Below are 21,234 nucleotides of genomic sequence, written 5' to 3' on the forward strand. Positions count from 1 at the left end.
GCACGCCACCGCGCCGCGCGGGAAGGCAGGGGGAAGCGTCGATCCGGGAGTCAGGACACTGGCCTGTCGCGGGCCCGTTCCGAGGAGCGCGGACTCCCCAGGAGGCTTCACGTGAAAGAGGCGCGCGACCGGTGCCGTACTCCCTTTCACCCTCGTCTCGGATGAACGTAGTATCAGCTGGTCATCACCGCGACGGGAGACAGGAAGCCGGTGCGAATCCGGCACGGTCCCGCCACTGTGACCGGGGAGTGCACCCCTTGAGCACGCCACCGCGCCGCGCGGGAAGGCAGGGGGAAGCGTCGATCCGGGAGTCAGGACACTGGCCTGTCGCGGGCCCGTTCCGAGGAGCGCGGACTCCCCAGGAGGCTTCACATGTCCACCCCTGCGCACACCCGTTTCCCCTCACCCGCACGCCGGTCGCCCGCCCGGCGCCGCGTCCCGCGCACCGCGGCCGTGGTCCTGTCGGCGGCCCTGCTGGCCGCGGGCTGCGGCTCCTCCGGCGACACCTCACGAGGCCGCGGGGCCGCGTCGGCGCCGGCCGAGGGCTTCCCCGTCACCGTCGACAACTGCGGTGTGGAGACGACGTACGACAGGCCGCCGTCGCGGGTGGTCACCATCCACCAGCACCCGGCGGAGCTGATGCTCGCCCTCGGTCTGAAGGACCGCATGGTGGGCACCGCCTTCCCCGACTCCGCCCCTCTGCCCGAACTGAGGGAGGACTACGAGTCCATCCCCGAACTGGCGGAGAGGGAGCCCTCGTTCGAGATGGTCCTCGACGCCGAGCCGGACTTCGTCTACGGCGGCTACGGCAGCGCCTTCGCCGAGAACGAGGGCCGTTCCCGTAAGGCGTTCGCCGACGCCGGCATCGACACCCACCTCAACCGCGAGTACTGCGGGAAGAAACGGGTGACGATGGAGGACACCTACGCCGAGATCCGCACCGTCGGCGAGATATTCGGCGTCTCCGGCCGGGCGGAGGAACTGGTCGCCGATCTGAGGGGGCGGATCGAAGAGGCCGCCGCGGCCGTCGAGGACGAACCCCGGGTGCCCGTCTTCGTCTACGACAGCGGCGACAAGACGGCCTTCACCGCGGGCGGCAGGAGTCTGGGCAGCGAACTGATCCGGCTGGCCGGGGGCGAGAACGTCTTCGCCGACCTCGACGACGTCTTCGGCGACGTCTCCTGGGAGCAGGTCGTCGAGCGCAGGCCGGAGGTCATCGCCGTCTACGACTACGCCGGCGCCGGAAGCGTCGAGCGGAAGAAGGAGTTCCTGCTCTCCCGGCCCGCCCTCGAAGACGTGCCCGCCGTCCGGAACGAGCGGTTCGTCGTCCTGCCGCTGACCGCGACCCTGGTGGGCATCCGCTCGGCCTACGCGGTGGAGGACCTGGCCCGCGGGCTGCACCCCGAGAACTTCCGGTGACGGCTCCGGCCGCGAGCGCGCCCGCCGACGCGGCCGTGCGGCGTTCCCCACGCGGCGGGAGGCGGGCGGGCCGGAGATCCCTGGCCACCACCCTGCTCGTCCTCGTCGCCCTGCTGGTGGTCTCGGCCACGGCCGGTCTGGCCATCGGCTCGGTGCGGGTGCCGCCCGGTCAGGTGTGGGGCATCGTGACGCACGCGCTGGGCGCCGACTGGCAGGTCCCCGACTGGTCGCGGGCGCGGGAGACCATCGTGCTGGACGTGCGGGCGCCGCGCGTGCTGCTCGGCGCGGTGACCGGCGCCGGCCTCGCGGTGATCGGCACCGCCCTGCAGGCCCTGGTCCGCAACCCGCTCGCCGAGCCGTATCTGCTGGGGGTGTCCTCGGGGGCGTCCCTCGGCGCCGTCGCCGTGATCGTGTTCGGGGTGACCTGGCTGGGACCGGTGTCGCTGTCGGCCGCCGCCTTCGCGGGCGCGCTCGGCGCGCTGCTGCTCGTCTACGCCACCGCCCGCACCGGCGGACGCATCACCTCCTCGCGGCTCGTCCTGTCCGGAGTGGCGATCGCGGCGGTGCTCACCGCGCTGCTGAACCTCCTGCTGCTCACCACCGACCGGGGCAACGAGGCCCGCGCGGTCCTGGCCTGGACCCTCGGCGGCCTCGGCGGTGTCGGCTGGGGCACTCTGTGGCTGCCCGGCGCGGCCCTGCTCCTGGGCACCACCGTCCTCGTCGTACAGGCCCGCAACCTGAACCTGCTGCTGGCCGGCGAGGAGGCGGCCACCACGATGGGGCTGGACGTGGCCCGGTTCCGCGCCCGGCTGTTCGTCCTGCTCTCCCTGGTGACCGGCGTGCTGGTCGCGGCGGCCGGGCCGATCGGCTTCGTCGGCCTGATGATGCCGCACATCGTGCGTCTGTTCGTCGGCGGCGACCACCGCCGGGTGCTGCCGACGGCGGCCCTCGGCGGTGCGGTCTTCCTCGTCTGGGCCGACATCGCCGCGCGGACGGTCGCCGCCCCGCTGGAGATCCCGGTCGGCGTCCTCACCGCCCTGTGCGGCGGGCCCTTCTTCCTGTGGCTGCTGCGCCGGGACGCCCGGCGGGACACCGACCGGGGAGCGGCATGAGTGCGACCGACCTGCGCGTCGACGGCGTCACGCTCACCGCGGGGGCCCGGCACCTGGTGCGGGAGGTCTCCCTGACCGCCCGTCCGGGCGAGACCATCGGGCTCGTGGGGCCCAACGGCAGCGGCAAGTCCAGCCTGCTGCGCGCCGTCTACCGTGTCCTGCGCCCCGACGCCGGCCGGGTCCGCGTCGACGGCGAGGACGTCTGGTCGCTGCCGGCGCGGCGGCTGGCCCGTACCGCGGCCGCGGTGGTGCAGGAGCCGGCGGCCGACTTCGACCTCGCCGTCCGCGAGGTCGTCGCCATGGGCCGCACCCCGCACAAGCGTCTGCTCGACGGCGACACTCCCGAGGACACCCGTCTGATCGAGTCGGCGCTCGCCGCGGTGGGCGCCGGCGATCTGGCCGGCCGTCCCTTCGGCCGTCTCTCCGGCGGCGAACGCCAGCGGGTGCTCATCGCCCGCGCCCTGGCCCAGCAGCCCGCCCTCCTCGTGCTGGACGAACCGACCAACCACCTGGACGTCCGCCACCAGCTCGAGGTCCTGGGCCTGCTGCGCCGCCTCCCGGCCACCGTGCTGGTCGCCCTGCACGACCTCAACCTGGCCGCGTACTACTGCGACCGCCTCTACGTCCTCAGGAACGGCGAGGTCAACGCCTCGGGTCCGCCCGCGGAGGTCCTCACCCCCCGGCTGCTGGCCGAGGTGTACGGGGTGGCCGGCGAGGTGGTCCTCCACCCCCGTACCGGCAGGCCCCACATCACCTTCCTGCCCGGGGAGGCCGCGCCGGGCGCGGAGGAAGCCCTGGGAGCCCGTCGGCCCGGCGGCGCCGGCTGACGCGGCTTCTCCCGCCGCCCCCTCGCACCGTCTCCCTCAGGACGCGTCCTCCCCGTCGCGCACCGCCGCCCCGCCGGCACGGGGCGCGGGGCGCAGACGGTGGGCGACGGCCGCGATGACGGCGAGCAGCACGGCCAGTCCCACCCACACCTGTGTCTGGGTGACGTTCAGGCCGGCGCCGGTGACGCCCGGGGTGCGGCCCCCGTCACGGCCGGTCGCGGCCACCACCAGCAGGCCCACCACGACGGCCGCGGCCGCGGGCCGGCCCCGCAGAACGGCCGCCACTGGGAGCCCGCCCCGCCCCCATGGGGCGTCGCGCAGGTGCAGGCGCTCACCGCGCCGCGCGGGAGCCAGCAGCCGGATCAGGAGCAGGGCCGCGACGGGCAGCTGGAGGAGCCAGACCGTGGTGCGGAAGGCCCCGTCGTACCAGATGTTGGTGCCGTACAGCAGGGTGTGCCAGACGCTGAGGACGTAGACGACGACGACGAAGCGGTGCAGGGCCCGCCACATGCGGGAGCCGGTGGCCTGGCGCAGGTAGAAGGCCAGGCCGAGCGGGATGGCGAGGTAGAGGGCGAGCAGGCCGATCAGGATGGCGATCCGGCCGGTTCCGGAGGAGTAGACGCCGGGGACGAAGACCTCGGCGAAGGAGGTTGTCAGACGTCCCGCCCAGCCCGCCCCGTCCTCGTTCGCGCGCACCAGTTCGGCGAAGAACAGGGCGGCGTGCGCGAACATCAGGCCGATGGTGGTCAGGCTGGTGGTGCGGTGCCAGCGCTCGATCCGCGCCGCAGGCAGTCGCAGCCGCCCCGGTGCGGCACTCGACCTGACCAGGCCCAGTATGACCGTGATCCAGGACCACAACAGGGCGGACCAGCCGAACGCCTGGCACAACCAGTACATCCAGTACCGGTCGGCGTCCGACAGGTCGGGCATCACCTGGAGCGTCATGGAGGCGCCGGACTCCACGCGCGCGTACAGCAACGCGAAGACGCCCGCGGTGACGACCAGTGCGGCGGTGGCGTCGGGCACCGCCGCCCGCAGGTCCGCCCGCAGCGCGGGCCGGTCGAAACGTTTCCGGTGATACGTCGGGGCGGAAGTCTGCGGCATGGTGGGCACGTCCTTCTCCTGTGGGGGTGGGAGAGAGCACCGGCCCGGCCGGGAAGCGGTCGGGCACCGGGTCCGGGCAGTGCGCCCCGAGACTAACCACAGCCGGGCTCCCCGGAAAGGCCCGGCGACCGCCGCGGGACCGCCGCCGCCCCCGACACCACGCCGGAGCGGTCCGGCGTGCCCCGGCCGGTCGCGTCCGGCCGGGGCCGGTGGCGCCTCCGTGCGGGCGTCGGCGGAGGGCACGGGCGCGCCAGCCGCACGGCAGGTCTCCCCGGGACGGAGGAAGACCTGCCCCTCCGTCCCGAAGAGGTCGGTCACCAGGAGGACTTGGTGACTCCGGGCAGGAATCCCGCATGGGCCTGCTGCCGCATCCGCACCCGGGAGAGCCCGAACTTCCTCAGGTGGCCGCGCGGGCGGCCGTCCACGGCGTCGCGGTTGCGCACCCGGGTCGCGCTGGCGTCACGCGGCTGGCGCCGCAACTCGGCCAGCGCGGCGGCGCGTTCGTCCTCGGTGGAGGAGGGGCGGCGGATGATCCCCTTCAGTTCCGCGCGCCGGGCCGCGTACCGCTCGACGGTCTCCCGCCGCTTGTCGTTCTTGGCGATCTTGCTCTTCTTCGCCATCAGACCTTTCCCCCCCTTGCGCGGATGCGGGCCACGGCGGCCTCGATGCCGATGGCGTCGACGGTCTTGATGCCCTTCGCACTGAGGGTGAGCCGGACGTGGCGCCCCTCACCGGGCAGCCAGTACCGCTTGCGCTGGATGTTGGGGTCGAAGCGGCGGGAGGTGCGCCGGTGGGAGTGGGAGATGTTGTTGCCGAAGCCCGGCTTGGCGCCGGTCAGCTGGCAGTGGGCGGACAAGGGGGGTCCTTCCTGTCGGTGCGGACGGCTCCCTTTTCGATAATGGAAACCATTGTCATATACTAGCGCCATGGCACGCAGCGAACTCCGCCCGGTCATCAAGCTCCGCTCCACCGCGGGGACCGGCTACACCTACGTCACCCGCAAGAACCGCCGCAACGACCCCGACCGCATGGTCCTGCGCAAGTACGACCCCCTCGCCCGCCGCCACGTCGACTTCCGCGAGGAACGCTGAACCCCGTCCCGGCCCCGACCCCACGACACGAGGACACCACCGTGAAACCCGGAATCCATCCCCCGTACCGCCCCGTCGTCTTCCGCGACAGGAGCGCCGGCTTCGCCTTCCTCACCCGCTCCACCATGACCGGTGACAAGACGATCGAGTGGGAGGACGGCAACACCTACCCGGTGGTCGACGTCGAGATCTCCTCGGCGAGCCACCCCTTCTACACCGGCACCCAGCGGGTCCTGGACACCGCCGGACGCGTGGAGCGCTTCGAGCGCCGCTACGGCTCGCGCGGGGCCCGGCGATGACCGTGGAGCCACGGCTGCCCGTCGTGATCGTCGCCGGGCTGCACGCCGACGCCCGCCGCGAGGTCGTGGAGCGGCTGCTGCGCGCCGTGCCGGGCTGCGTGGCCCTCCACCACGACCTGTCCGGCGCCGCGGACGGCACGGTGGTGCGCACCGTGCGCGACGCCTCGGGCGAGCTGTCCCGCGGCGAGGCGCCCCTGGTCGACGACTGCGCCTGCTGCGCGCTGCGCGAGGACCTGATCCCGGAGCTGGAGCGGCTGGCCGACGGCGGCGCGGCCCGGCTGGCGGTCGTCGAGCTGTGGGACTCCGTCGAGCCGAAGGGCATGGCCGAGGCCGTCGCCGCCCACGGCCACGACACACTGGAGCTGACCGGCGTCGTCACCGCCGTCGACCCCGCGCTCGTCCTGCCCTGTCTGGCATGCGGCGACGACCTGGCCGAGGCCGGTCTCGCCGCGGCCGCCACCGATCAGCGCACGGTCGCCGACACCTGGGCGCGGCAACTGGAGTACGCCCCCGTGCTCGCCCTCGTCGACAGCCCCGAGGCCGACGAGGCCGGCCACGCGCTCCTGTCCCAGCTCCACCCGGCCGCGCGCCGGGTGCCGGCCGCCTCCGGGGAGCTGGCCGAGGCCGCGCTCGCCGGCTTCGACGCGGCGATGGCCGCCACCGCCCAGCATCCGGCCTGCTCCCGGCTGCCGCAGGAGGCGGACGAGGCCGGGGTGGCCACCCTGGTCTGGCGCCGCCACCGCCCCTTCCACCCCGGACGGCTCTTCGAGGCCCTGGAGGACCTCGCCTGCGCCGCCGCCCGCAGCCGCGGCCGCTTCTGGCTCGCCGACCGGCCCGACACCCTGCTGGCCTGGGACTGCGCCGGCGGCGCGCTCTGCGTCGAGAGCGCCGGCCCCTGGCTGGCGTCGCTGCCCGACGCCGCCTGGGAGATGGTGGACCCCGTCCGGCGGACGGCCGCCGCGCTGGACTGGCATCCCGAGCACGGCGACCGCTGCCAGCACCTGGTCTTCACCTCCCCCGACCTGGACCGCGAGGGCCTGCTGCGCCTGCTCGACTCCTGCCTGCTCACCGACGCCGAGTACGCCGCGGGCCGGGAGGCGTGGAGACGCCTCCCGGCCGCCTTCGGCCCCCTGCTGGACGCCGCCTGAACCGGTCCGGCGCCCCGGTCCGCGAAACGACCCACGAGACGACCCACGAGAGCCGAGGAACACCCCGCATGCCGCGCCACCCCGACCCCCGCAGGAACGCCAAGCCCCGTCCCAACCCCCTGGACGCCGCCGGGATCACCTACATCGACTACAAGGACACCGACCTGCTGCGGAAGTTCGTCTCCGACCGGGGCAAGATCCGCGGTCGCCGCGTCACCCGCGTCACCGCCCGGCAGCAGCGGCAGCTCGCCCGCGCGATCAGGAACGCCCGGGAGATGGCCCTGCTGCCCTACGGCAGCCGGTAGCGGGAACCCCTCCCCTCCGGAGGCGCCCGCCCTCCACCGGCTTCGGGCCGGCACCCGCTCCCCCGGGTGCCGGCCCGTACGCCGCTTCTCCGAGCCCTCCCGGCCCCCCGAGGCTCCGACCGGCGCGAGGGTCTGCCCGGGGCGGACGGTCAGTTCGACGCCGTCCAGCACCGGTCCGCCGCCGTAGTCGAACCCCACCCGGTGCATCCGGACGCCCAGTGGGCCGGGGGCAGCGGGCGGGGCGCGGCCGGCGGCGGGGCGAGGGCGGCGAGAACGGTGACGGTGGCGGCCGAGGGGGCGCGTCCCTCGACGACGGCCGCCCCCACGGTGTGCGCGGCCAGCGTCAGCAGCGCGACGAGGGAACCCTGTTCGACGAGCGCGGCGGCGCAGGTGCGGGCCGCCATGGCGCGGTGTCCGGCGAGGGCGGGGAGCAGGGCGCGCAGCGAACCGCGTGCGGGCACGTCCGCACCGGAGGCGGTGTGAGCGGTGGCGCTCATGCGGCGACCCCTCCCCGGTGGGCGCGGCCGGCCTCGACCAGCCGCGCGTAGACGCCTCCGGCCTCGGCCAGGCCGGCGTGCACGCCCACGGCGTCCACCCGCCCCCGGTCGAGGACGACGATGCGGTCGAGGTACCCGAAAGCGGCGGGCGGGGTGTCAGGCGGTCTCGTCGACGGCACGGGCCAGGGTGCGCAGGCCCTCGTCCAGCTCGTCCGGAGTCGCGGTGAGGGGCGGGAGCAGCTTGACGACCTCGCTCTCGGGGCCGGAGGTCTCGATGAGCAGTCCGAGCTCGAAGGCGCGGGCGCACACCCGGGCGGCACGCCCCTCGTCGGCGAAGGTCAGCCCCCAGGCCAGGCCGCGTCCGCGGTGTTCGGCCCCGCTCCGGCGGTGTTCGCGGACGATCTCGGACAGGGCGGCCTCGACCTGCTCGCCGCGTGCGAGCGTCTGCTTCTCCATCTGCCCGTCGGCCCAGTAGGTGTTCAGGGCCGCGGCGGCGGTGACGAAGGCGGGGTTGTTGCCGCGGAAGGTGCCGTTGTGCTCGCCGGGCTCCCACACGTCCAGCTCGGGCCGGAACAGCGTCAGCGCCATCGGCAGCCCGTAGCCGCTGATCGACTTGGACACCGTGATGATGTCGGGGGTGATCCCGGCCTCCTCGAAGGAGAAGAAACCGCCGGTGCGGCCGCAGCCCATCTGGATGTCGTCGACGATCAGCAGCATGTCCCAGCGGCGGCACAGACCGGCCAGGGCGCGCAGCCACTCGGCCCGGGCGACGTTGACGCCGCCCTCGCCCTGCACGGTCTCGACGATCACGGCGGCCGGCCGGTTCAGGCCGGAACCGCGGTCCTCCAGCAGGCGCTCGAACCACAGGAAGTCCTCGACCTTGCCGTCGAGGTAGCGGTCGAACGGCATGGGCACTCCGTGCACCAGGGGGATGCCGGCGCCGGCCCGCTTGAAGGCGTTGCCGGTCACCGCCAGCGCACCGAGCGACATGCCGTGGAAGGCGTTGGTGAAGGACACCACCGTCTCGCGCCTCTTGATCTTGCGGGCCAGCTTCAGGGCCGCCTCGACGGCGTTGGCGCCGGTCGGGCCGGGGAACATCACCTTGTGGTCCAGGCCGCGCGGGCGCAGCACGAGGTCGCGGAACGTCTCCAGGAAGTCCCGTTTGGCCGTGGTGGACATGTCCAGGCCGTGGGTGACGCCGTCGCGCTCCAGGTAGTCCAGCAGGGCGCGTTTGAGGACCGGGGGGTTGTGCCCGTAGTTCAGTGCGCCCGCCCCGGCGAAGAAGTCCAGGTACACATGGCCGTCCTCGTCCCGCAGACGGCAGCCGTGCGCGTACTCGAAGACCCTCGGCCAGCCGCGGCAGTAACTGCGCACCTCCGATTCCAGGGCGTCGAAGACGGAGGTCTCGGCTTCGGTCATGGTCATGGCGTTGCGCTCCTCGCTGGGTGTGGGTTGCCGGGCGGGCGGCGGATCAGGGCCGGACGGCGCGGGGCAGTGGCCCGATGCGGTACAGCACCTCGGGGGCGTGGCCGTCCGGGAAGAGATCCGCGCCGAACAGCGCCTCACGCTTCAGCGCCGCGCCGTGCCGCCGGGCGAAGAGCGTGAACAGCCGGTCGGAGGCGGTGTTCCCCGGTGCGACGGTGGCCTCCAGGCGCCGGATCCCCCGCGGCGCCGACCGGGCGGCCAGGTGGTCCAGCATGGCGCCGGCCAGGCCGCGTCCGCGGTGCTCCTCGTCCACCGCGACCTGCCAGACCACCAGCGTGCCGGGCCTCTCCGGACGCAGGTAGCCGGTGACGAAGCCGACGGGCGCACCGTGCTCGCCGCGCGCCACCGCGGAGGTCCGGGCGAAGTCCCGGAACCACAGCAGGTAGCTGTACGAGGAGTTGAGATCGAGGACCCGGGAGTCCCGGGCGATGCGCCACACGGCGGCGCCGTCCTCGACGCCGGGCGCCTCGATCAGGGGTTCCGTCTGCGTCGCCATGGCTTCACCTCCACCGCGGTCGGCACCCGATCCCCCGGCGGCTTCCACCGAACGGAGTCGGCCGACAGGATCCCGGGACTGCCGGGCGCGGATCCCGCGGAACAACCACCCGCGTCGCCGGACGGTCTTTCCGGTGCGCGGGACAACTGACCGGGCTGTCATCCCTGTTCGGCAGGCTTCCCGCGCTCGTCGGCACTCATCGAAAGCTACTCCGGTGACCACCGGGTGGCTACCGCAGGTTTTCCCGCCTTTTCCCGCACGGGGCCGGATGAGGCGGGAAAACACCGGGAAGGCTTGTCCGGCCGTCCCCGAAGCCCACCCCAAAGCTCACCCGAACGGCGGAACGCACAGAGCCGCGGCGCGGGCCTTCCCGGCCCTGCAGCCGTCCGGGGGAATCCGCTTTCGCGCCGTGAGGGTTCCCGCCGGACGCGGCCCGTCGGCGCAGTTCGCACCCCCCGGCAGAGGTCGAGACCACAGGGAGTGCCTGGAGCGTCTTCACAGGGCGACCAACCACATGCCTCACTTATGGCGCGTCCACGTCAAGATAGTCATGTCGGTACGAGCGCGCCGGACACGGTCGTGCCGCCGCCCTCCCCCCACCGCCTGCCGGGATCCGCCGTGGCCGGCGTGCTCGCCGCCGTACTCGCCCTGCTGACGGCCGCGGCGGGGACGGCCGCGGCCGTACCCGCCCGCCGGTGAGCGCCTCAAGCCCGGCACGGCGTTCATGGGCGCCGGCCACCGGCTCCACGAGGACGCCGGCGCGCGGGAGGAACCGCCGCCGGGTGCGGCTCACCTCACCGTGCAGACGGTGCCGTTGAGGACGAACCGGGCCGGCTCGCCGGGCGTGCCCCCCGAATGGGTTCCCTGGAAGCCGAACGACTGGGTGCCGCCCGGCTCGATGTTCCTGTTGTGCTCGACCGGACGGGCCGTCACCGCGCCCGTACCGGGGGAGAGTACGGCGTTCCAGGCGCTGGTGACCGACTGGCCGGCGGGCAGGGCGAAGTTCAGCTCCCAGCCGCTGATCGCGGTCGAGCCGGTGTTCCTGACGCGGACGTCGGCGGTGAAACCGTTCGACCAGGAGTTGGTGGTGTAGGTGACCTCGCACGCGCCCGGCTCGCCACCGGGCTCACCGTCGTCACCGCCACCGGTGCCGACGGACGCGGAGAAGGAGTCGACGGCGAGACCGGCGCCGTTCTGCCACGGTTCGAAGCCGGCCTGGACACTGGTCAGGTACCACGAGCGCTGGGCCATGCCGCGGGCGACCGTCTCGTCGACGAAGTCCATGACGTCGAAGCTCATGCTCCGGACCGCCGAGGGGGCGATGAAGGAGATGACGTCGTTGGAGCCGTTGCTGCCGGTCCACACCTCCCAGCTGCGGCCGCCGACGTTCGCGGTGCCGACGCGGGAGCCGATGGGCTGGATCGGGCCCACCCGGTTGAGCCAGATCATGATCTCGGTCCGGTTGACCCCGTCCCTCTTCGGCGCCGGGTCGAGCCAGATGTCGTACGAGGCGTTGTAGACGGCGTTGTCGACGTAGGTGTACGAGACGCTGCTGGGCACGCTGCCGATCGAGCTGACCCGCATCGGCAGGGCGGTGCCCGGGGAGCAGTTGGTGTAGTGGCAGCCGTAGTAGACCGAGGGGTAGGACTTGGGCGCGCCGTTGGTCGGGACCGAACCGTCGGCCCGGGCGAGCCGGAACCCGGTGCCCGTCACGTCGATGCACTGGGTGGCGCTGGTGCCCCAGCGGTTGTTCTGCGCCACGTACTTGCCCTGGATGGTGGCGGTCCCGTACTGGTCGCAGATCCGCTCGTCGGCGCGGGCGGTCTGCGCCGTGGCGGTCAGGGCCGTCAGGGAACCCGCGAGCATCAGGAGCGTCAGCAGTACGGCGCGTATCCGGGGAACGGAGCGCAGTGGCGCACGCGAGGGGGCATGCGGGGGGATGTGCAGGGGGGAAGGCATGCTGTCCTTTCGGCAGGAGCGGGGGCAGGGAGTCTCTGGGAGCGCTCCCATCACTGCGCGGCGGACTCTATGACTACATCCGGAGCATGACAAGACGGGCGGCACCCCCGGGTTTCCCTCCCGGTCCCCGGATCCCCGCGTCTCACCACCGATCGGGCACAACCGGGCATTCACCCCTGTTCGGACCTCGCCGGGAGCACCCGGCTTCAGGGCTCGCGGACGACGCGGGCCGGGTTGCCCACCGCGACGACGTTCGCGGGCGGGTCCCGGGGGACGACGGTCCCCGCGCCGACCACGGTGTTCTCACCGATGGTCACACCGGGGCGGACGATGACGCCGCCCCCGGGCCAGACGCTGTCGCCGAGGGCGACCGGCTCGGCCGCCTCCCACTTGGCGTGGCGCCGCTCGGGGTCGAGCGGATGGGCCGGAGTGAACAGCCGGACGTCCGGGCCGATCGGGGCGGGGGCGACGTCGAGCACGGCCGCGCCGAAGTTGACGAACGTACCGGGCCCGATGGTGATCCGGTAGCCGTGGTCGGTGTACAGCGGCGGCCGGCGAGGTGTTGAACCGTTCACACAGCCCGGCCGCGCGCAGCGGGTCGGCGGCCAGTTCGGGATCGTCTGCGATGCAGGGCTCCCCGGCGGGCGTGCGTTCCTCCGCTCGGCGTCACCGCCGTGCCCGGAACCGGTCGGCGGCGCCCCGGTTCCCGTCCCGTCCGGCTCCCCCGGACGTGCGCACGGGCCGGGATTTGGGACAGCGATGGTGGCGCGGCGGCTCCAGGTGTGTGACGGTGGGGGGAGCCGCCCCGCCGTCTGGCCGGGGAGGCTCCTCCGCCCGCGTCGGCCGGTTACCCGCCCAACCGCCCGATCCGGAGAACGACTCCGGCCGACACGAGCCGATCCACCCCGGAAGGGGGTCGAGGGCCATGCGCACCCTGTCCGTCGCCATCACCCGCCAACACGACACCGTCGTCCTGCATCCCCGAGGTGACGTCGACCACGACAGCGCGCCGGCCCTGACGGGCGTCCTGGAGGAACTCGACCAGCCGTGGCGGGGCCTGGCCGTGGACCTGTCGAGTGTCCCCTTCATGGACTCCGCCGGCCTGCACGCCCTTCTCTCCCTGGAGCGCAACTGCCGGGACCGCGGGGTCCCCCTGACCCTGACCGGTGTCGGCGAACAACCCGGCAGGCTGCTGGAACTGGCGGGTCTGGCGGGGTTCTTCACCGTCGCGGGCTGACCGCCCCCGTCCGGACCCCCGGTCTCCGGCCCGCCCGCGGCAACGGGTGCGGCGAGGCGGGGCCACAGCGGCGTATGGTGTGGACATCAGCGGGAAGACGCATCATGGACACCGCTGTGCTGACTGGGGGACCGGCGATGGAACTGCTGAGCGAGGGTTTGGGGGCTCCCCGTTTGCGCGCCGACTTCGACGGCCATTCCGGCACCATCGCCCGGGCACGCGGTGCCGCCGACGCCTTCCTGACGAAGCTGGCGGGCACCGATCCACCCACCGGGGACCGCTCGCACGACGACGTGCTGCTGGTCGTCTCCGAACTGGTCACCAACGCCGTACGCCACACCTCCGGTCCGCTCACCCTGTGCCTGGCCTTCTCCGGGGGCCGCGTACAGGTCACCGTCCGCGACGGCGATCCGACCCCGCCCAGCCCGCGCCGGGCCGACCTGGACGGCGGCGGGGGCGGCTTCGGCTGGTCCATCGTCGAGCGGATCGCCGACCGGCTCAGCGTCCACCCACTACCGGACGGCAAGGAGATCCACGCCTTCCTCCCGTGGTGAGGCCGGCCCCGGCACGAACTCCAGCCCTCCCGGGCCTGTCGCGACGGGGACCCGAGCACCCCCGTCGCTCATACGGTGGGGGCGCGCCCCGGGGGACGACGGGCGGTCCGTGCGGGAGGGCGACCGCACGGCCGGGTCACGGGTCCCGGGCGGCCCGCCGGCGGGCCCCGGGTCCGAAGGACACCGGGCCGGCGCCGCCCGGGCAGGTCACCCGGATCAAGGCGCTCTTCGACAGGCCCGGCCCGTACGTCTGGCACTGCCACATCCTCGGCGCGAGGACCACGAGATGATGCGGAACCACCGGGTCCGCTGAATCGCGAAGCGGCGCGGCCGGTCAGGCGGCGGACGGCGCGGCGGCGGCGGCCGAGACCCTGCCGAGGATCTCGACGAGCTGCCCGGTGATCTCGGCGTCGTCGGCCGGGTGGGCCTCGGCGAAGCGCACGACCGAGTTGGGGATGGAGAGCTTCACGTCCTCCAGTACCCTGCCGCCCGCGATCCCCGCGGCCTTGCGGGTCTCGTCCTGCGCCCACACGCCACCGTACCGCCCGAAGGCGGTGCCGACGACGGCCACCGGCTTGCCGGACAGGGCGCCGGCTCCGTAGGGACGGGAGAGCCAGTCGATCGCGTTCTTCAGCACGGCCGGGATGGTGCCGTTGTACTCGGGCGAGAACAGCAGGAAGGCGTCGGCTCCGCCGGCCACCTCGCGCAGCCGCGCCGCCTCGGCGGGCACGGAGCCCTCGACGTCGACGTCCTCGTTGTAGAAGGGCAGGTCGCCCAGGCCTTCGTGGACGACGAGCTCGACGCCCTCGGGGGCGTGCTTCCCGGCGGTCTCGGCGAGCCGGCGGTTGTGCGAGCCGGAGCGGAGGCTGCCGACGAGGGCGAGGATGCGGACGGACATGGCTTCTCCTGTGGGGTCGGGGAAGGGCGGAACGGTAAACGGACCGTGGTCCGAATGCTTTCTAGCACGCTAACCGGACCGTGGTCCATTTTCTTCCCCCGGGGGTACGCTGAGTTTCGTGACTCCGATCGCGCCGCCCGACGACGAACAGGGCCGCCCCGGGCAGACAGCCGAGCAGACGGCCGGGCAGATACCCGGTCAGCCGCTGCTGCCGCCGGCCGGCCGGACGCCCCCCATGCGCGCCGACGCGGCCCGCAACCGGACGCGTCTGCTGGAGGCCGCCGCCCGGCTGGTCGCCGAGCGCGGCCCCGAGCACCTGACCATGGAGGCCGTGGCCGCCGCCGCCTCCGTCGGCAAGGGGACCGTCTTCCGGCGCTTCGGCGACCGGGGCGGCCTGCTCATGGCCCTCCTGGACCACTCCGAGCGCCTCTACCAGGAGTCCTTCCTCACCGGCCCCCCGCCGCTGGGGCCCGGCGCGCCCCCCGTGCGGCGGCTGGAGGAGTTCGGCCTCGCCACGCTCAGGCACCTGACGGCCCACCGCGCCCTGCTGCTGGCCGCCGAGCCGGAGGCGTGCAGGCGCTTCGACCCCCCGCCCCGCCGCCTGGTCCTCACCCACCTCACCACGCTGCTGCGCGAGTCCGGCGTCGGCGGCGACGCCGAACTGCTGGCCCACACCCTCGCGAGCCACCTGGACATCGCGCTCCTGCACCACCTCACCCAGCGGCGCGGCATACCGGTGGAGCGCCTGGAGGCCGGCTGGCTCGACCTGGTCGCCCGCATCACCCGCACCTGACCCGCCGGGCCGCGCGCCGGGCCGGGGCGTCCGCGGGCTCAGTGGCCGCGGTCGATCCACTCCTGGAGGTGGGGTGCCTCGGCGCCGATGGTGGTGGACTCGCCGTGGCCGGTGCGCACCACCGTCTCGGGCGGGAGGGTGAGCAGCCTGCCGCGGATGGAGTCGACGATGGTCGGGAAGTGCGAGAAGGACCGGCCCGTGGCTCCGGGACCTCCGGCGAAGAGGGTGTCGCCGGTGAAGACCGTGCCCAGGGCCGGGGCGTACAGGCAGACCGCGCCGGGCGCGTGACCGGGGGTGTGCAGCACCGTCAGCCCGGTCCCGGCGACGGTGAGCGTCTGCCCGTCGGCCAGTTCCCCGTCCGGCGCCCGGCCCGGGTGGGTCAGGTCCCACAGCGGCCGGTCGTCGGGGTGGAGGAGGACGGGCGCGCCGGTGGCCCCGGCCAGGGCCGGGGCCGCGTCGATGTGGTCGTCGTGGGCGTGGGTGCACACGATGGCGGTCAGCCGCCGCCCGCCCAGCGCGCGGGCGATGGCGTCGGCGTCGTGGGCGGCGTCGACGACCAGCGCCTCGTCCTCGTCGCCGACGATCCAGACGTTGTTGTCCACCTCCCAGGTCCCGCCGTCCAGGGAGAAGGTGCCGGAGGTGGTCAGATGGTCGACGCGCACGGTGCTCACAGGACCACCACCGAGCGCAGCACGTCGCCGGCCACCATGCGGCCGAACGACTCCTCCACGCCGTCCAGCGCGATGGTCTCGCTGACGAACGCGTCCAGGTCCAGCCGTCCCTGGAGGTAGAGGTCGATGAGCATGGGGAAGTCGCGGGAGGGCAGGCAGTCGCCGTACCAGGAGGACTTCAGCGCCCCGCCGCGGCCGAAGACGTCCAGCAGCGGCAGCTCCAGCCTCATCTCCGGGGTGGGCACTCCCACCAGCACCACCGTCCCGGCCAGGTCCCGGGCGTAGAAGGCCTGCCGGTAGGTCTCGGGGACGCCGACGGCGTCGATGACCACGTCCGCGCCGAACCCTCCGGTCAGCTCCCGTACCGCCTCCACGGGATCGCTCGCACGGGAGTCGACGGTGTGGGTGGCGCCCAGCTTCCGGGCCGTGGCCAGCTTGCGGTCGTCGATGTCGACGGCGATGACCCGCGAGGCCCCGGCCAGGTTGGCGCCCATCACCGCCGCCCCGCCCACCCCGCCGCAGCCGATGACGGCCACGCTGTCGCCGCGCTGGACGTTCCCGGTGTTCAGCGCGGCGCCGAGGCCGGCCATCACACCGCAGCCCAGCAGGCCGGCCACGGCCGGCGACGCGGCCGGGTCGACCTTGGTGCACTGCCCGGCGTGGACCAGGGTCTTGTCCGCGAACGCCCCGATGCCCAGCGCGGCGGTCAGCCCGGTGCCGTCCTCCAGCGTCATCCGCTGTGCGGCGTTGTGGGTGGCGAAGCAGTACCAGGGCCGCCCGCGGCGGCAGGCGCGGCACTGCCCGCACACCGCCCGCCAGTTCAGGACCACGAAGTCGCCGGGCTCCACCTCGGTCACGCCCTCGCCGACCGACTCCACCACGCCCGCGGCCTCGTGCCCCAGCATGAACGGGAAGTCGTCGGAGATCCCGCCCTGGCGGTAGTGCAGGTCGGTGTGGCACACCCCGCACGCCCGCACCTTCACCACCGCCTCGCCGGGTCCGGGGTCGGGCACCACGACCGTCTCGACGGTGACCGGCTCGTTCTTCCGCCGGGCGATGACCGCCCGCACCTTCTGTGACACGTCCTCGCAGCCTCTCCTGTGCTCAGGGGTCCCCGGGCCCGCCTCGGCGGCGTGCCCGAGTCCACCGCTACCCAGAACCTCCCCCGCCGACCCGCCGCGCGACCGGGGGGACATCCGCACGGCCGCCGGGCCTCGGGGTGAGCCGCGGCCTCCTCCCGTGACGGGCCCGGGCAGGTCGCGGCCGGCGAGGGCTGGCGGGGTCCGGATCCGCCGGACGGCCAGCCGCGGTGCTGTAGTGTTACCGCTCCGCAACGCAGTGCGACGCGAGGGGGTGAGACCGGTCGACGCCAGGTCAGGCAGGGCTCTCTCGTCCCGTGGTCCCGCGAAGGCGCCGGTTCCCCGGCGCGGGTGACCATGAGAGCGCCCTTCGGCACCCCGGAAGGCCTTCATGCCTCATCCCTCCTCCTTCCCCGCTCCTTCCGCCCTGTCCGCCGTCGCCGCCCGGCTGCGGGCCGCGGGCTGCGTCTTCGCCGAGGACGAGGCGCGGCTGATGCTGTCCGCCGCCCGCACCCCCGGTGAGCTCGCCGCCATGGTGGAGCGCCGGGCGGGCGGCCTGCCGCTCGAACACGTCCTGGGCCGAGCGGAGTTCCGCGGTCTGCGGATCGCCGTGGAGCCCGGGGTCTTCGTGCCCCGCCGCCGTACCGAGTTCCTCGCCCGGCGGGCCGCGGCGCTCGCCGGACGCCGTCGCGGCGCCGTCGTACTCGATCTGTGCTGCGGCTCGGGCGCGGTGGGCGCCGCGGTGGCGGCGGCCGTGGAGGGGGTGGAGCTGTACGCCGCCGACATCGACCCGGCCGCGGTGCGCTGCGCGCGCCGCAACACCGCCCCCGCCGGTGGCCGGGTGTACGAGGGCGATCTGTACGCCCCGCTGCCCGCGGCGCTGCGCGGCCGCGTCGACGTGCTGGTCGCCAACGCGCCGTACGTGCCCACCGGTGAGATGGGACTACTGCCCGCGGAGGCCCGCGAGCACGAGCCGCCGGTGGCGCTCGACGGCGGGCCGGACGGGCTGGGCGTCCAGCGCAGGGTGATCGAGGAGGCCCCGCGGTGGCTCGCGCCGGACGGGTGTCTGCTGGTGGAGACGGGCGGGCACCAGGCACCGCGGACGGCCGAGGCCGTCGCCCGGGCCGGTCTGGTGCCTCGGACGGCCGTCTGTGAGGAGCTGTCCGCCACCGTCGTCTTCGGCTCCCGGGCCTCCGCCGGCGACGGGCTGCGGCAGGGTTGACGGCGGAGCCGACGGCGGAGGGCCGGGGCGCCCCGGTGCGGGGCGCCCCGGCCCTCCGGTCGGGTGGCGCGCGGTCGAAGGTGCGTCAGGTCACCTGACCGTGCAAGCCTTCCCGTTCAGGGAGACGGCGTCCGGGTCGGCCGCCTGGCCGCTGGAGGTTCCGTTGAAGCCGAAGTTCACGGATCCGTTCGCCGGAATGGTGGTGTTCCACTGCGCGGGCTTGGCGGTGACGTCCCGTCCGGTCTGGACGACCTGGGCGTTCCACGCCTGGGTGATCCTCTGGCTGTCGGCGAAGGACCAGGTCAGCTCCCAGCCGTTGAGCGTCTCGGTGCCGGTGTTCTTCACCGTCACGTTGGTGCTGAAGCCGCTGTTCCACCGGTTGGAGGAGTAGGTGACCTCGCAGGAGGGCGTCTCGTCCGGGTCCTCGCCCGGGTCCTCCCCGCCGTCGTCGCCCCGGCCGAGGTCGTCGAGGTAGGAGGCGACCCAGGCCAGCGGGGCGTTCCAGTTGATGGTGATCTCGTTGGTGGCCCAGGACTCGATGTGGTCGATGTAGCACATCGCCGGGGCGCAGCCCTGGAGCCTGTCCTGGGCGATCGGGTCCTGGATCTCGACGTTCGGGCCGCCCGCGACGGAGCCGGGCGCCGGGTTGGGCAGGTCCGGGTCGAGCTGGTTGGCCCAGAACCGGTGGTGCTGGTTGCGCGAGTCGCGCTCGCCGTATCCGGTGACGTAGGACTGGTTGAGCGGGTTGCGGCCCAGCAGGTAGTCCATGCCGCGCAGCACCGCGTCGCGGTAGGCGGCCTCGCCGGTCAGGTCGTGCGCGGTGGCCAGGACCACCATGTTGTTGAGGACCTGGCTGTTGGAGCCCCACACGTAGTGGTTGTCCTGCGGGGCGTAGGGGACGCCGTAGGCGGCGCCGCGGGAGTCGGCGGCGTAGCCGTCGGCGGCCTCGGTGACCATGGCGCGCACGCCCTGGAGCTGGGCGTCGGTCATCTCGTTGGGCACGGTGGCCAGGCTGAGCGCGCCCAGGCCGGCGGTGGCGCCCCAGGACATGCCGCCGCGCGGGAAGACGGCGTCGGTGTCGCCGTGCAGCGGGGAGTTCATGACCTCCTGGCGGTAGGTCTCGTCGCCGGTGGTGACGAAGAGCTCGGCCGCGGCCCAGTAGAACTCGTCGGACACGTCGTTGTCGCTGTAGGCGCCGCCGCCGGTGCCGTCGTTGGGGTCGGCGAGCATGTCCGGGTGCGCCTTGGCGGCGGCCCAGGCGGTCTCGGCGGCGTCCAGGCAGCGGTCGGCGAAGTCCGCGTCGTACCGCTCGAACAGGCGGGCGCACTGGGCGGCGGTGGCGGCCACGTTGAGGGTGGCGGCGGTGGACGGCGCGTGCAGCTCGCGCGGCTGCGGGTCCTGGTGCGGCAGCAGCGGCAGTCCGGTCCACGCCCTGTCGTGGATCTTGTGGTGCGCCATGCCGGCGAGTTCCTCGCCGGCGGGCACCATCATCCGCATCAGGAAGTCCATCTGCCAGCGGGCCTCGTCCAGCACGTCCGGGACGCCGTTGCCGCGCTCGGGCACGCGGAGCTTCCCGTCGCCGAGCGCGGTGCCGTCGGCGTCCTCGGCGGTGAGGGTGCGCTCGTAGTTGGACATCACCTGGGCGACGGAGATACCTCCGTTGACGACGTACTTGCCGTGGTCACCGGCGTCGTACCAGCCGCCGGAGACGTCGAGGGTGTAGTCGCACAGGCCCTCCTGGCACGGGACCTCGGTGTCGCCCTGGTTGGGCGCGGCGCCGACGTGTCCGGCGGGACGGGCGTACTCCTCGCCCACCAGGTCGGCGTCGATCTCGATGCCGCTGCGGTTGTGGTAGAAGTACGCCAGCGCGTCCGAGCGCAGCGAGGAGTACAGGTCGTCGCCGATGTCGAAGGGCTCGCTGGTGTGGCCGTCGATGGTGACGGTGTAGCCCTCGCCCGTCTCGTCGAAGTCGCCGAGGCCGAAGGTGTGGACGTTCTGGCGGGAGGTCGGGTCGACGCCGGCGGGGGTGGTGGTGCCGGACGCCTTCTCGGTGCCGTCTGCGTCCTTGAGCGTCCAGGCCAGGGCCGAGGTCTTCTCGGTGACGAAGGTGCCGTTCTTGGGCCCCTCGGTGAGGTAGCCGACCTGGTTGACGCGCACCGGCGAGCCGGTGTCGGGCTCGTAGACGGGCGGTTCGGCGCCGCCGGTGAGCGAGACGTCGTCCAGGCAGAAGGTGTACGCCTGCTCGCTGCCGCCGATCTGGAAGGCGAGCTGGGCCGCCTCGTGGTCGGCGCCCGCGGTGAAGACGTGGGTGAAGGTCTGCGCCTCGGCGCCGATCCGGTCGGCCGAGGCGTGCTCGGTGGTCCAGGGCTCGGTGGCCATCTGGATGTTGGTGCGGACGGTGACCGGCTCGGTGGCGCTGGCGGTGAAGCTCAGCTCGTAGCCCTCGCCCGCGGTGAGCGGGAGGTCGTTCTGCCCGACGATGGCGTCCCACGGGTTCTCCGTGCCGGCGGGCACCTCGGCGCACAGACGGCCGTCCACGACCTCGCCGGGGCTGTTCTCCGTCCACCACCAGCCGGTGGTGCCGTTGGAGAAGTCGCCGTTGGTGATCTGTTCGGGCCCGTCGGCGGACTCGGCCGCGAGGACGGGGGCGGTCAGGACGCCGGCCAGCAGTCCGGCGGCGGCCACGGCGCCCAGCACGCGGTGCCTGCCGCGGCGCGGGCGGCCCGTCGCCCGGGGCTGGGGGGGCGGATGAGGTGTCACAGTTCGGTCCTTCCGGTGCGGGGGAAACGGACGGGGCGACGCGACGGCATGACGAGAGGCGCCCCACAGCACCTGGGAGCGCTCCCATAGAGCGTGGTGTGCATGACAGGCAGCGTCAAGACGTCGGACACGACCAACGGATTCCCGTGACCGGCCGGCCCGCGGTGAGCGTTCCCGGGTCCGCGGCGGCGCGGGCCCGGGAACCCGCGGCTCAGCCCAGTGGTACCGCGGCCCGGGAACCGGCGGAGCGCCGGCTGACGGGCACCGGGGCGCCGCGG

Annotated in this window: 24 protein-coding genes, 1 pseudogene and 1 riboswitch; of the genes and pseudogenes, 12 read left to right on the forward strand and 13 right to left on the reverse strand. The window is 73.8% G+C overall.

Translation table 11 applies throughout. From position 1 onward, the window contains the following. The first annotated feature begins 161 nt into the window (after window positions 1-161). Window positions 162-342, forward strand: a riboswitch (cobalamin riboswitch). A 30-nt stretch (window positions 343-372) separates the two neighbouring features. The 3 genes from AC2CJA_RS10190 to AC2CJA_RS10200 are packed head-to-tail and all read left to right on the forward strand — an operon-like array spanning window position 373 to window position 3,358. Continuing rightward, window positions 373-1,419 (forward strand): ABC transporter substrate-binding protein, encoded by a 1,047-nt coding sequence (locus AC2CJA_RS10190; protein ID WP_484602341.1) that lies wholly within the window; start codon window positions 373-375, stop codon window positions 1,417-1,419. After that, entirely contained in the window at window positions 1,416-2,531 is a 1,116-nt protein-coding gene (locus AC2CJA_RS10195) for a FecCD family ABC transporter permease (RefSeq protein ID WP_484602342.1), read from the forward strand. Before AC2CJA_RS10190 ends, AC2CJA_RS10195 begins: the two co-directional genes overlap by 4 nt. Continuing rightward, a complete protein-coding gene (locus tag AC2CJA_RS10200) occupies window positions 2,528-3,358 on the forward strand; it encodes an ABC transporter ATP-binding protein (protein WP_484602343.1) in 831 nt (276 codons plus the stop codon). Before AC2CJA_RS10195 ends, AC2CJA_RS10200 begins: the two co-directional genes overlap by 4 nt. 36 nt (window positions 3,359-3,394) lie before the next feature. Here AC2CJA_RS10200 and AC2CJA_RS10205 read toward each other — a convergent pair whose 3' ends face one another. The 3 genes from AC2CJA_RS10205 to rpmB form a co-directional block, all read right to left on the reverse strand. Then, window positions 3,395-4,462, reverse strand: a complete 1,068-nt coding sequence (locus AC2CJA_RS10205; protein WP_484602344.1) for a ferric reductase-like transmembrane domain-containing protein — start codon at window positions 4,460-4,462, stop codon at window positions 3,395-3,397. Between the two features lie 314 nt (window positions 4,463-4,776). After that, window positions 4,777-5,082: a 30S ribosomal protein S14 gene (gene rpsN, locus AC2CJA_RS10210; RefSeq protein ID WP_484602345.1), complete on the reverse strand. Its 306-nt coding sequence runs from the start codon at window positions 5,080-5,082 to the stop codon at window positions 4,777-4,779. Next, entirely contained in the window at window positions 5,082-5,318 is a 237-nt protein-coding gene (gene rpmB, locus AC2CJA_RS10215; RefSeq protein ID WP_279948693.1) for a 50S ribosomal protein L28, read from the reverse strand. The genes rpsN and rpmB overlap by 1 nt, the downstream gene beginning before the upstream one ends. 70 nt (window positions 5,319-5,388) lie before the next feature. Between rpmB and rpmG the strand changes: the two genes are divergently transcribed. The 4 genes from rpmG to rpsR all read left to right on the forward strand — a co-directional run bounded on the left by rpmG (window position 5,389) and on the right by rpsR (window position 7,305). Next, on the forward strand, window positions 5,389-5,553 hold the full coding sequence (rpmG, locus tag AC2CJA_RS10220; RefSeq protein ID WP_093655888.1) for a 50S ribosomal protein L33: 165 nt from the start codon (window positions 5,389-5,391) through the stop codon (window positions 5,551-5,553). 41 nt (window positions 5,554-5,594) lie between these two features. Further along, window positions 5,595-5,852 carry a type B 50S ribosomal protein L31 gene (locus tag AC2CJA_RS10225; protein ID WP_241717701.1) on the forward strand — a complete coding sequence of 86 codons (258 nt, stop codon included), beginning with the start codon at window positions 5,595-5,597 and terminating at the stop codon, window positions 5,850-5,852. Next, the gene (locus AC2CJA_RS10230; protein ID WP_484602346.1) at window positions 5,849-7,000 is read left to right on the forward strand and encodes a CobW family GTP-binding protein; all 1,152 of its coding nucleotides are present in this window, start codon (window positions 5,849-5,851) and stop codon (window positions 6,998-7,000) included. The genes AC2CJA_RS10225 and AC2CJA_RS10230 overlap by 4 nt, the downstream gene beginning before the upstream one ends. Window positions 7,001-7,068: 68 nt before the next feature. After that, window positions 7,069-7,305 (forward strand): 30S ribosomal protein S18, encoded by a 237-nt coding sequence (rpsR, locus tag AC2CJA_RS10235; protein WP_484602347.1) that lies wholly within the window; start codon window positions 7,069-7,071, stop codon window positions 7,303-7,305. A gap of 149 nt (window positions 7,306-7,454) precedes the next feature. Here the strand turns inward: rpsR and AC2CJA_RS10240 are convergent, their stop codons facing one another. From AC2CJA_RS10240 to AC2CJA_RS10265, 6 genes and pseudogenes are all read right to left on the reverse strand, one after another. Next, a complete protein-coding gene (locus AC2CJA_RS10240; protein WP_484602348.1) occupies window positions 7,455-7,802 on the reverse strand; it encodes a hypothetical protein in 348 nt (115 codons plus the stop codon). Further along, on the reverse strand, window positions 7,799-7,981 hold the full coding sequence (locus AC2CJA_RS10245; protein ID WP_484602349.1) for a hypothetical protein: 183 nt from the start codon (window positions 7,979-7,981) through the stop codon (window positions 7,799-7,801). The genes AC2CJA_RS10240 and AC2CJA_RS10245 overlap by 4 nt, the downstream gene beginning before the upstream one ends. Beyond that, a complete protein-coding gene (gene ectB / locus AC2CJA_RS10250; RefSeq protein ID WP_484602350.1) occupies window positions 7,959-9,227 on the reverse strand; it encodes a diaminobutyrate--2-oxoglutarate transaminase in 1,269 nt (422 codons plus the stop codon). Before ectB ends, AC2CJA_RS10245 begins: the two co-directional genes overlap by 23 nt. A 46-nt stretch (window positions 9,228-9,273) precedes the next feature. Then, window positions 9,274-9,783 (reverse strand): diaminobutyrate acetyltransferase, encoded by a 510-nt coding sequence (ectA, locus tag AC2CJA_RS10255; RefSeq protein WP_484602351.1) that lies wholly within the window; start codon window positions 9,781-9,783, stop codon window positions 9,274-9,276. A 789-nt stretch (window positions 9,784-10,572) separates the two neighbouring features. Beyond that, window positions 10,573-11,742, reverse strand: coding sequence for a glycoside hydrolase family 12 protein (locus AC2CJA_RS10260; RefSeq protein WP_484602352.1), 1,170 nt, complete (start codon window positions 11,740-11,742; stop codon window positions 10,573-10,575). Between the two features lie 206 nt (window positions 11,743-11,948). Beyond that, window positions 11,949-12,351, reverse strand: a pseudogene (locus AC2CJA_RS10265) (LbetaH domain-containing protein). 316 nt (window positions 12,352-12,667) lie between these two features. Here AC2CJA_RS10265 and AC2CJA_RS10270 point away from each other — a divergent pair. From AC2CJA_RS10270 to AC2CJA_RS10280, 3 genes are all read left to right on the forward strand, one after another. Then, a complete protein-coding gene (locus AC2CJA_RS10270; protein WP_484602353.1) occupies window positions 12,668-12,979 on the forward strand; it encodes an STAS domain-containing protein in 312 nt (103 codons plus the stop codon). A 104-nt stretch (window positions 12,980-13,083) separates the two neighbouring features. Continuing rightward, window positions 13,084-13,533 carry an ATP-binding protein gene (locus tag AC2CJA_RS10275; RefSeq protein WP_484602354.1) on the forward strand — a complete coding sequence of 150 codons (450 nt, stop codon included), beginning with the start codon at window positions 13,084-13,086 and terminating at the stop codon, window positions 13,531-13,533. Further along, window positions 13,530-13,823, forward strand: a complete 294-nt coding sequence (locus AC2CJA_RS10280; protein WP_484602355.1) for a multicopper oxidase domain-containing protein — start codon at window positions 13,530-13,532, stop codon at window positions 13,821-13,823. Before AC2CJA_RS10275 ends, AC2CJA_RS10280 begins: the two co-directional genes overlap by 4 nt. 44 nt (window positions 13,824-13,867) lie before the next feature. Here the strand turns inward: AC2CJA_RS10280 and AC2CJA_RS10285 are convergent, their stop codons facing one another. Further along, complete coding sequence (locus tag AC2CJA_RS10285; protein ID WP_484602356.1) at window positions 13,868-14,431, reverse strand: NAD(P)H-dependent oxidoreductase; 564 nt, start codon at window positions 14,429-14,431, stop codon at window positions 13,868-13,870. 235 nt (window positions 14,432-14,666) lie between these two features. Here AC2CJA_RS10285 and AC2CJA_RS10290 point away from each other — a divergent pair, with 235 nt between their 5' ends. Beyond that, window positions 14,667-15,224, forward strand: coding sequence for a TetR/AcrR family transcriptional regulator (locus tag AC2CJA_RS10290; RefSeq protein WP_484602360.1), 558 nt, complete (start codon window positions 14,667-14,669; stop codon window positions 15,222-15,224). 38 nt (window positions 15,225-15,262) lie between these two features. On the opposite strand, the gene AC2CJA_RS10295 is transcribed toward AC2CJA_RS10290, so the two are convergent. After that, the gene (locus tag AC2CJA_RS10295) at window positions 15,263-15,895 is read right to left on the reverse strand and encodes an MBL fold metallo-hydrolase (protein WP_484602357.1); all 633 of its coding nucleotides are present in this window, start codon (window positions 15,893-15,895) and stop codon (window positions 15,263-15,265) included. Further along, window positions 15,892-16,977, reverse strand: a complete 1,086-nt coding sequence (locus AC2CJA_RS10300; RefSeq protein WP_484602358.1) for an S-(hydroxymethyl)mycothiol dehydrogenase — start codon at window positions 16,975-16,977, stop codon at window positions 15,892-15,894. The genes AC2CJA_RS10295 and AC2CJA_RS10300 overlap by 4 nt, the downstream gene beginning before the upstream one ends. A gap of 388 nt (window positions 16,978-17,365) precedes the next feature. On the opposite strand from AC2CJA_RS10300, the gene AC2CJA_RS10305 reads away from it, so the two are divergent. Next, window positions 17,366-18,196, forward strand: coding sequence for a putative protein N(5)-glutamine methyltransferase (locus AC2CJA_RS10305; protein WP_484602359.1), 831 nt, complete (start codon window positions 17,366-17,368; stop codon window positions 18,194-18,196). A gap of 90 nt (window positions 18,197-18,286) precedes the next feature. Here the strand turns inward: AC2CJA_RS10305 and AC2CJA_RS10310 are convergent, their stop codons facing one another. Beyond that, the gene (locus AC2CJA_RS10310; protein ID WP_484602361.1) at window positions 18,287-20,893 is read right to left on the reverse strand and encodes a glycoside hydrolase family 9 protein; all 2,607 of its coding nucleotides are present in this window, start codon (window positions 20,891-20,893) and stop codon (window positions 18,287-18,289) included. Window positions 20,894-21,234: the final 341 nt, after the last annotated feature.

Source organism: Streptomyces sp. ATLC9 (genome assembly GCF_057196705.1).

Coding starts and splice junctions, on each gene's coding strand:
- AC2CJA_RS10190 (WP_484602341.1), top strand. CDS start 373: ATGTCCACCCCTGCGCACACCCGTTTCCCCTCACCCGCACGCCGGTCG.
- AC2CJA_RS10200 (WP_484602343.1), top strand. CDS start 2,528: ATGAGTGCGACCGACCTGCGCGTCGACGGCGTCACGCTCACCGCGGGG.
- AC2CJA_RS10205 (WP_484602344.1), bottom strand. CDS start 4,462: ATGCCGCAGACTTCCGCCCCGACGTATCACCGGAAACGTTTCGACCGG.
- rpsN (WP_484602345.1), bottom strand. CDS start 5,082: ATGGCGAAGAAGAGCAAGATCGCCAAGAACGACAAGCGGCGGGAGACC.
- rpmG (WP_093655888.1), top strand. CDS start 5,389: ATGGCACGCAGCGAACTCCGCCCGGTCATCAAGCTCCGCTCCACCGCG.
- AC2CJA_RS10230 (WP_484602346.1), top strand. CDS start 5,849: ATGACCGTGGAGCCACGGCTGCCCGTCGTGATCGTCGCCGGGCTGCAC.
- rpsR (WP_484602347.1), top strand. CDS start 7,069: ATGCCGCGCCACCCCGACCCCCGCAGGAACGCCAAGCCCCGTCCCAAC.
- AC2CJA_RS10240 (WP_484602348.1), bottom strand. CDS start 7,802: ATGAGCGCCACCGCTCACACCGCCTCCGGTGCGGACGTGCCCGCACGC.
- ectB (WP_484602350.1), bottom strand. CDS start 9,227: ATGACCATGACCGAAGCCGAGACCTCCGTCTTCGACGCCCTGGAATCG.
- ectA (WP_484602351.1), bottom strand. CDS start 9,783: ATGGCGACGCAGACGGAACCCCTGATCGAGGCGCCCGGCGTCGAGGAC.
- AC2CJA_RS10260 (WP_484602352.1), bottom strand. CDS start 11,742: ATGCCTTCCCCCCTGCACATCCCCCCGCATGCCCCCTCGCGTGCGCCA.
- AC2CJA_RS10270 (WP_484602353.1), top strand. CDS start 12,668: ATGCGCACCCTGTCCGTCGCCATCACCCGCCAACACGACACCGTCGTC.
- AC2CJA_RS10275 (WP_484602354.1), top strand. CDS start 13,084: ATGGACACCGCTGTGCTGACTGGGGGACCGGCGATGGAACTGCTGAGC.
- AC2CJA_RS10285 (WP_484602356.1), bottom strand. CDS start 14,431: ATGTCCGTCCGCATCCTCGCCCTCGTCGGCAGCCTCCGCTCCGGCTCG.
- AC2CJA_RS10290 (WP_484602360.1), top strand. CDS start 14,667: ATGCGCGCCGACGCGGCCCGCAACCGGACGCGTCTGCTGGAGGCCGCC.
- AC2CJA_RS10305 (WP_484602359.1), top strand. CDS start 17,366: ATGCCTCATCCCTCCTCCTTCCCCGCTCCTTCCGCCCTGTCCGCCGTC.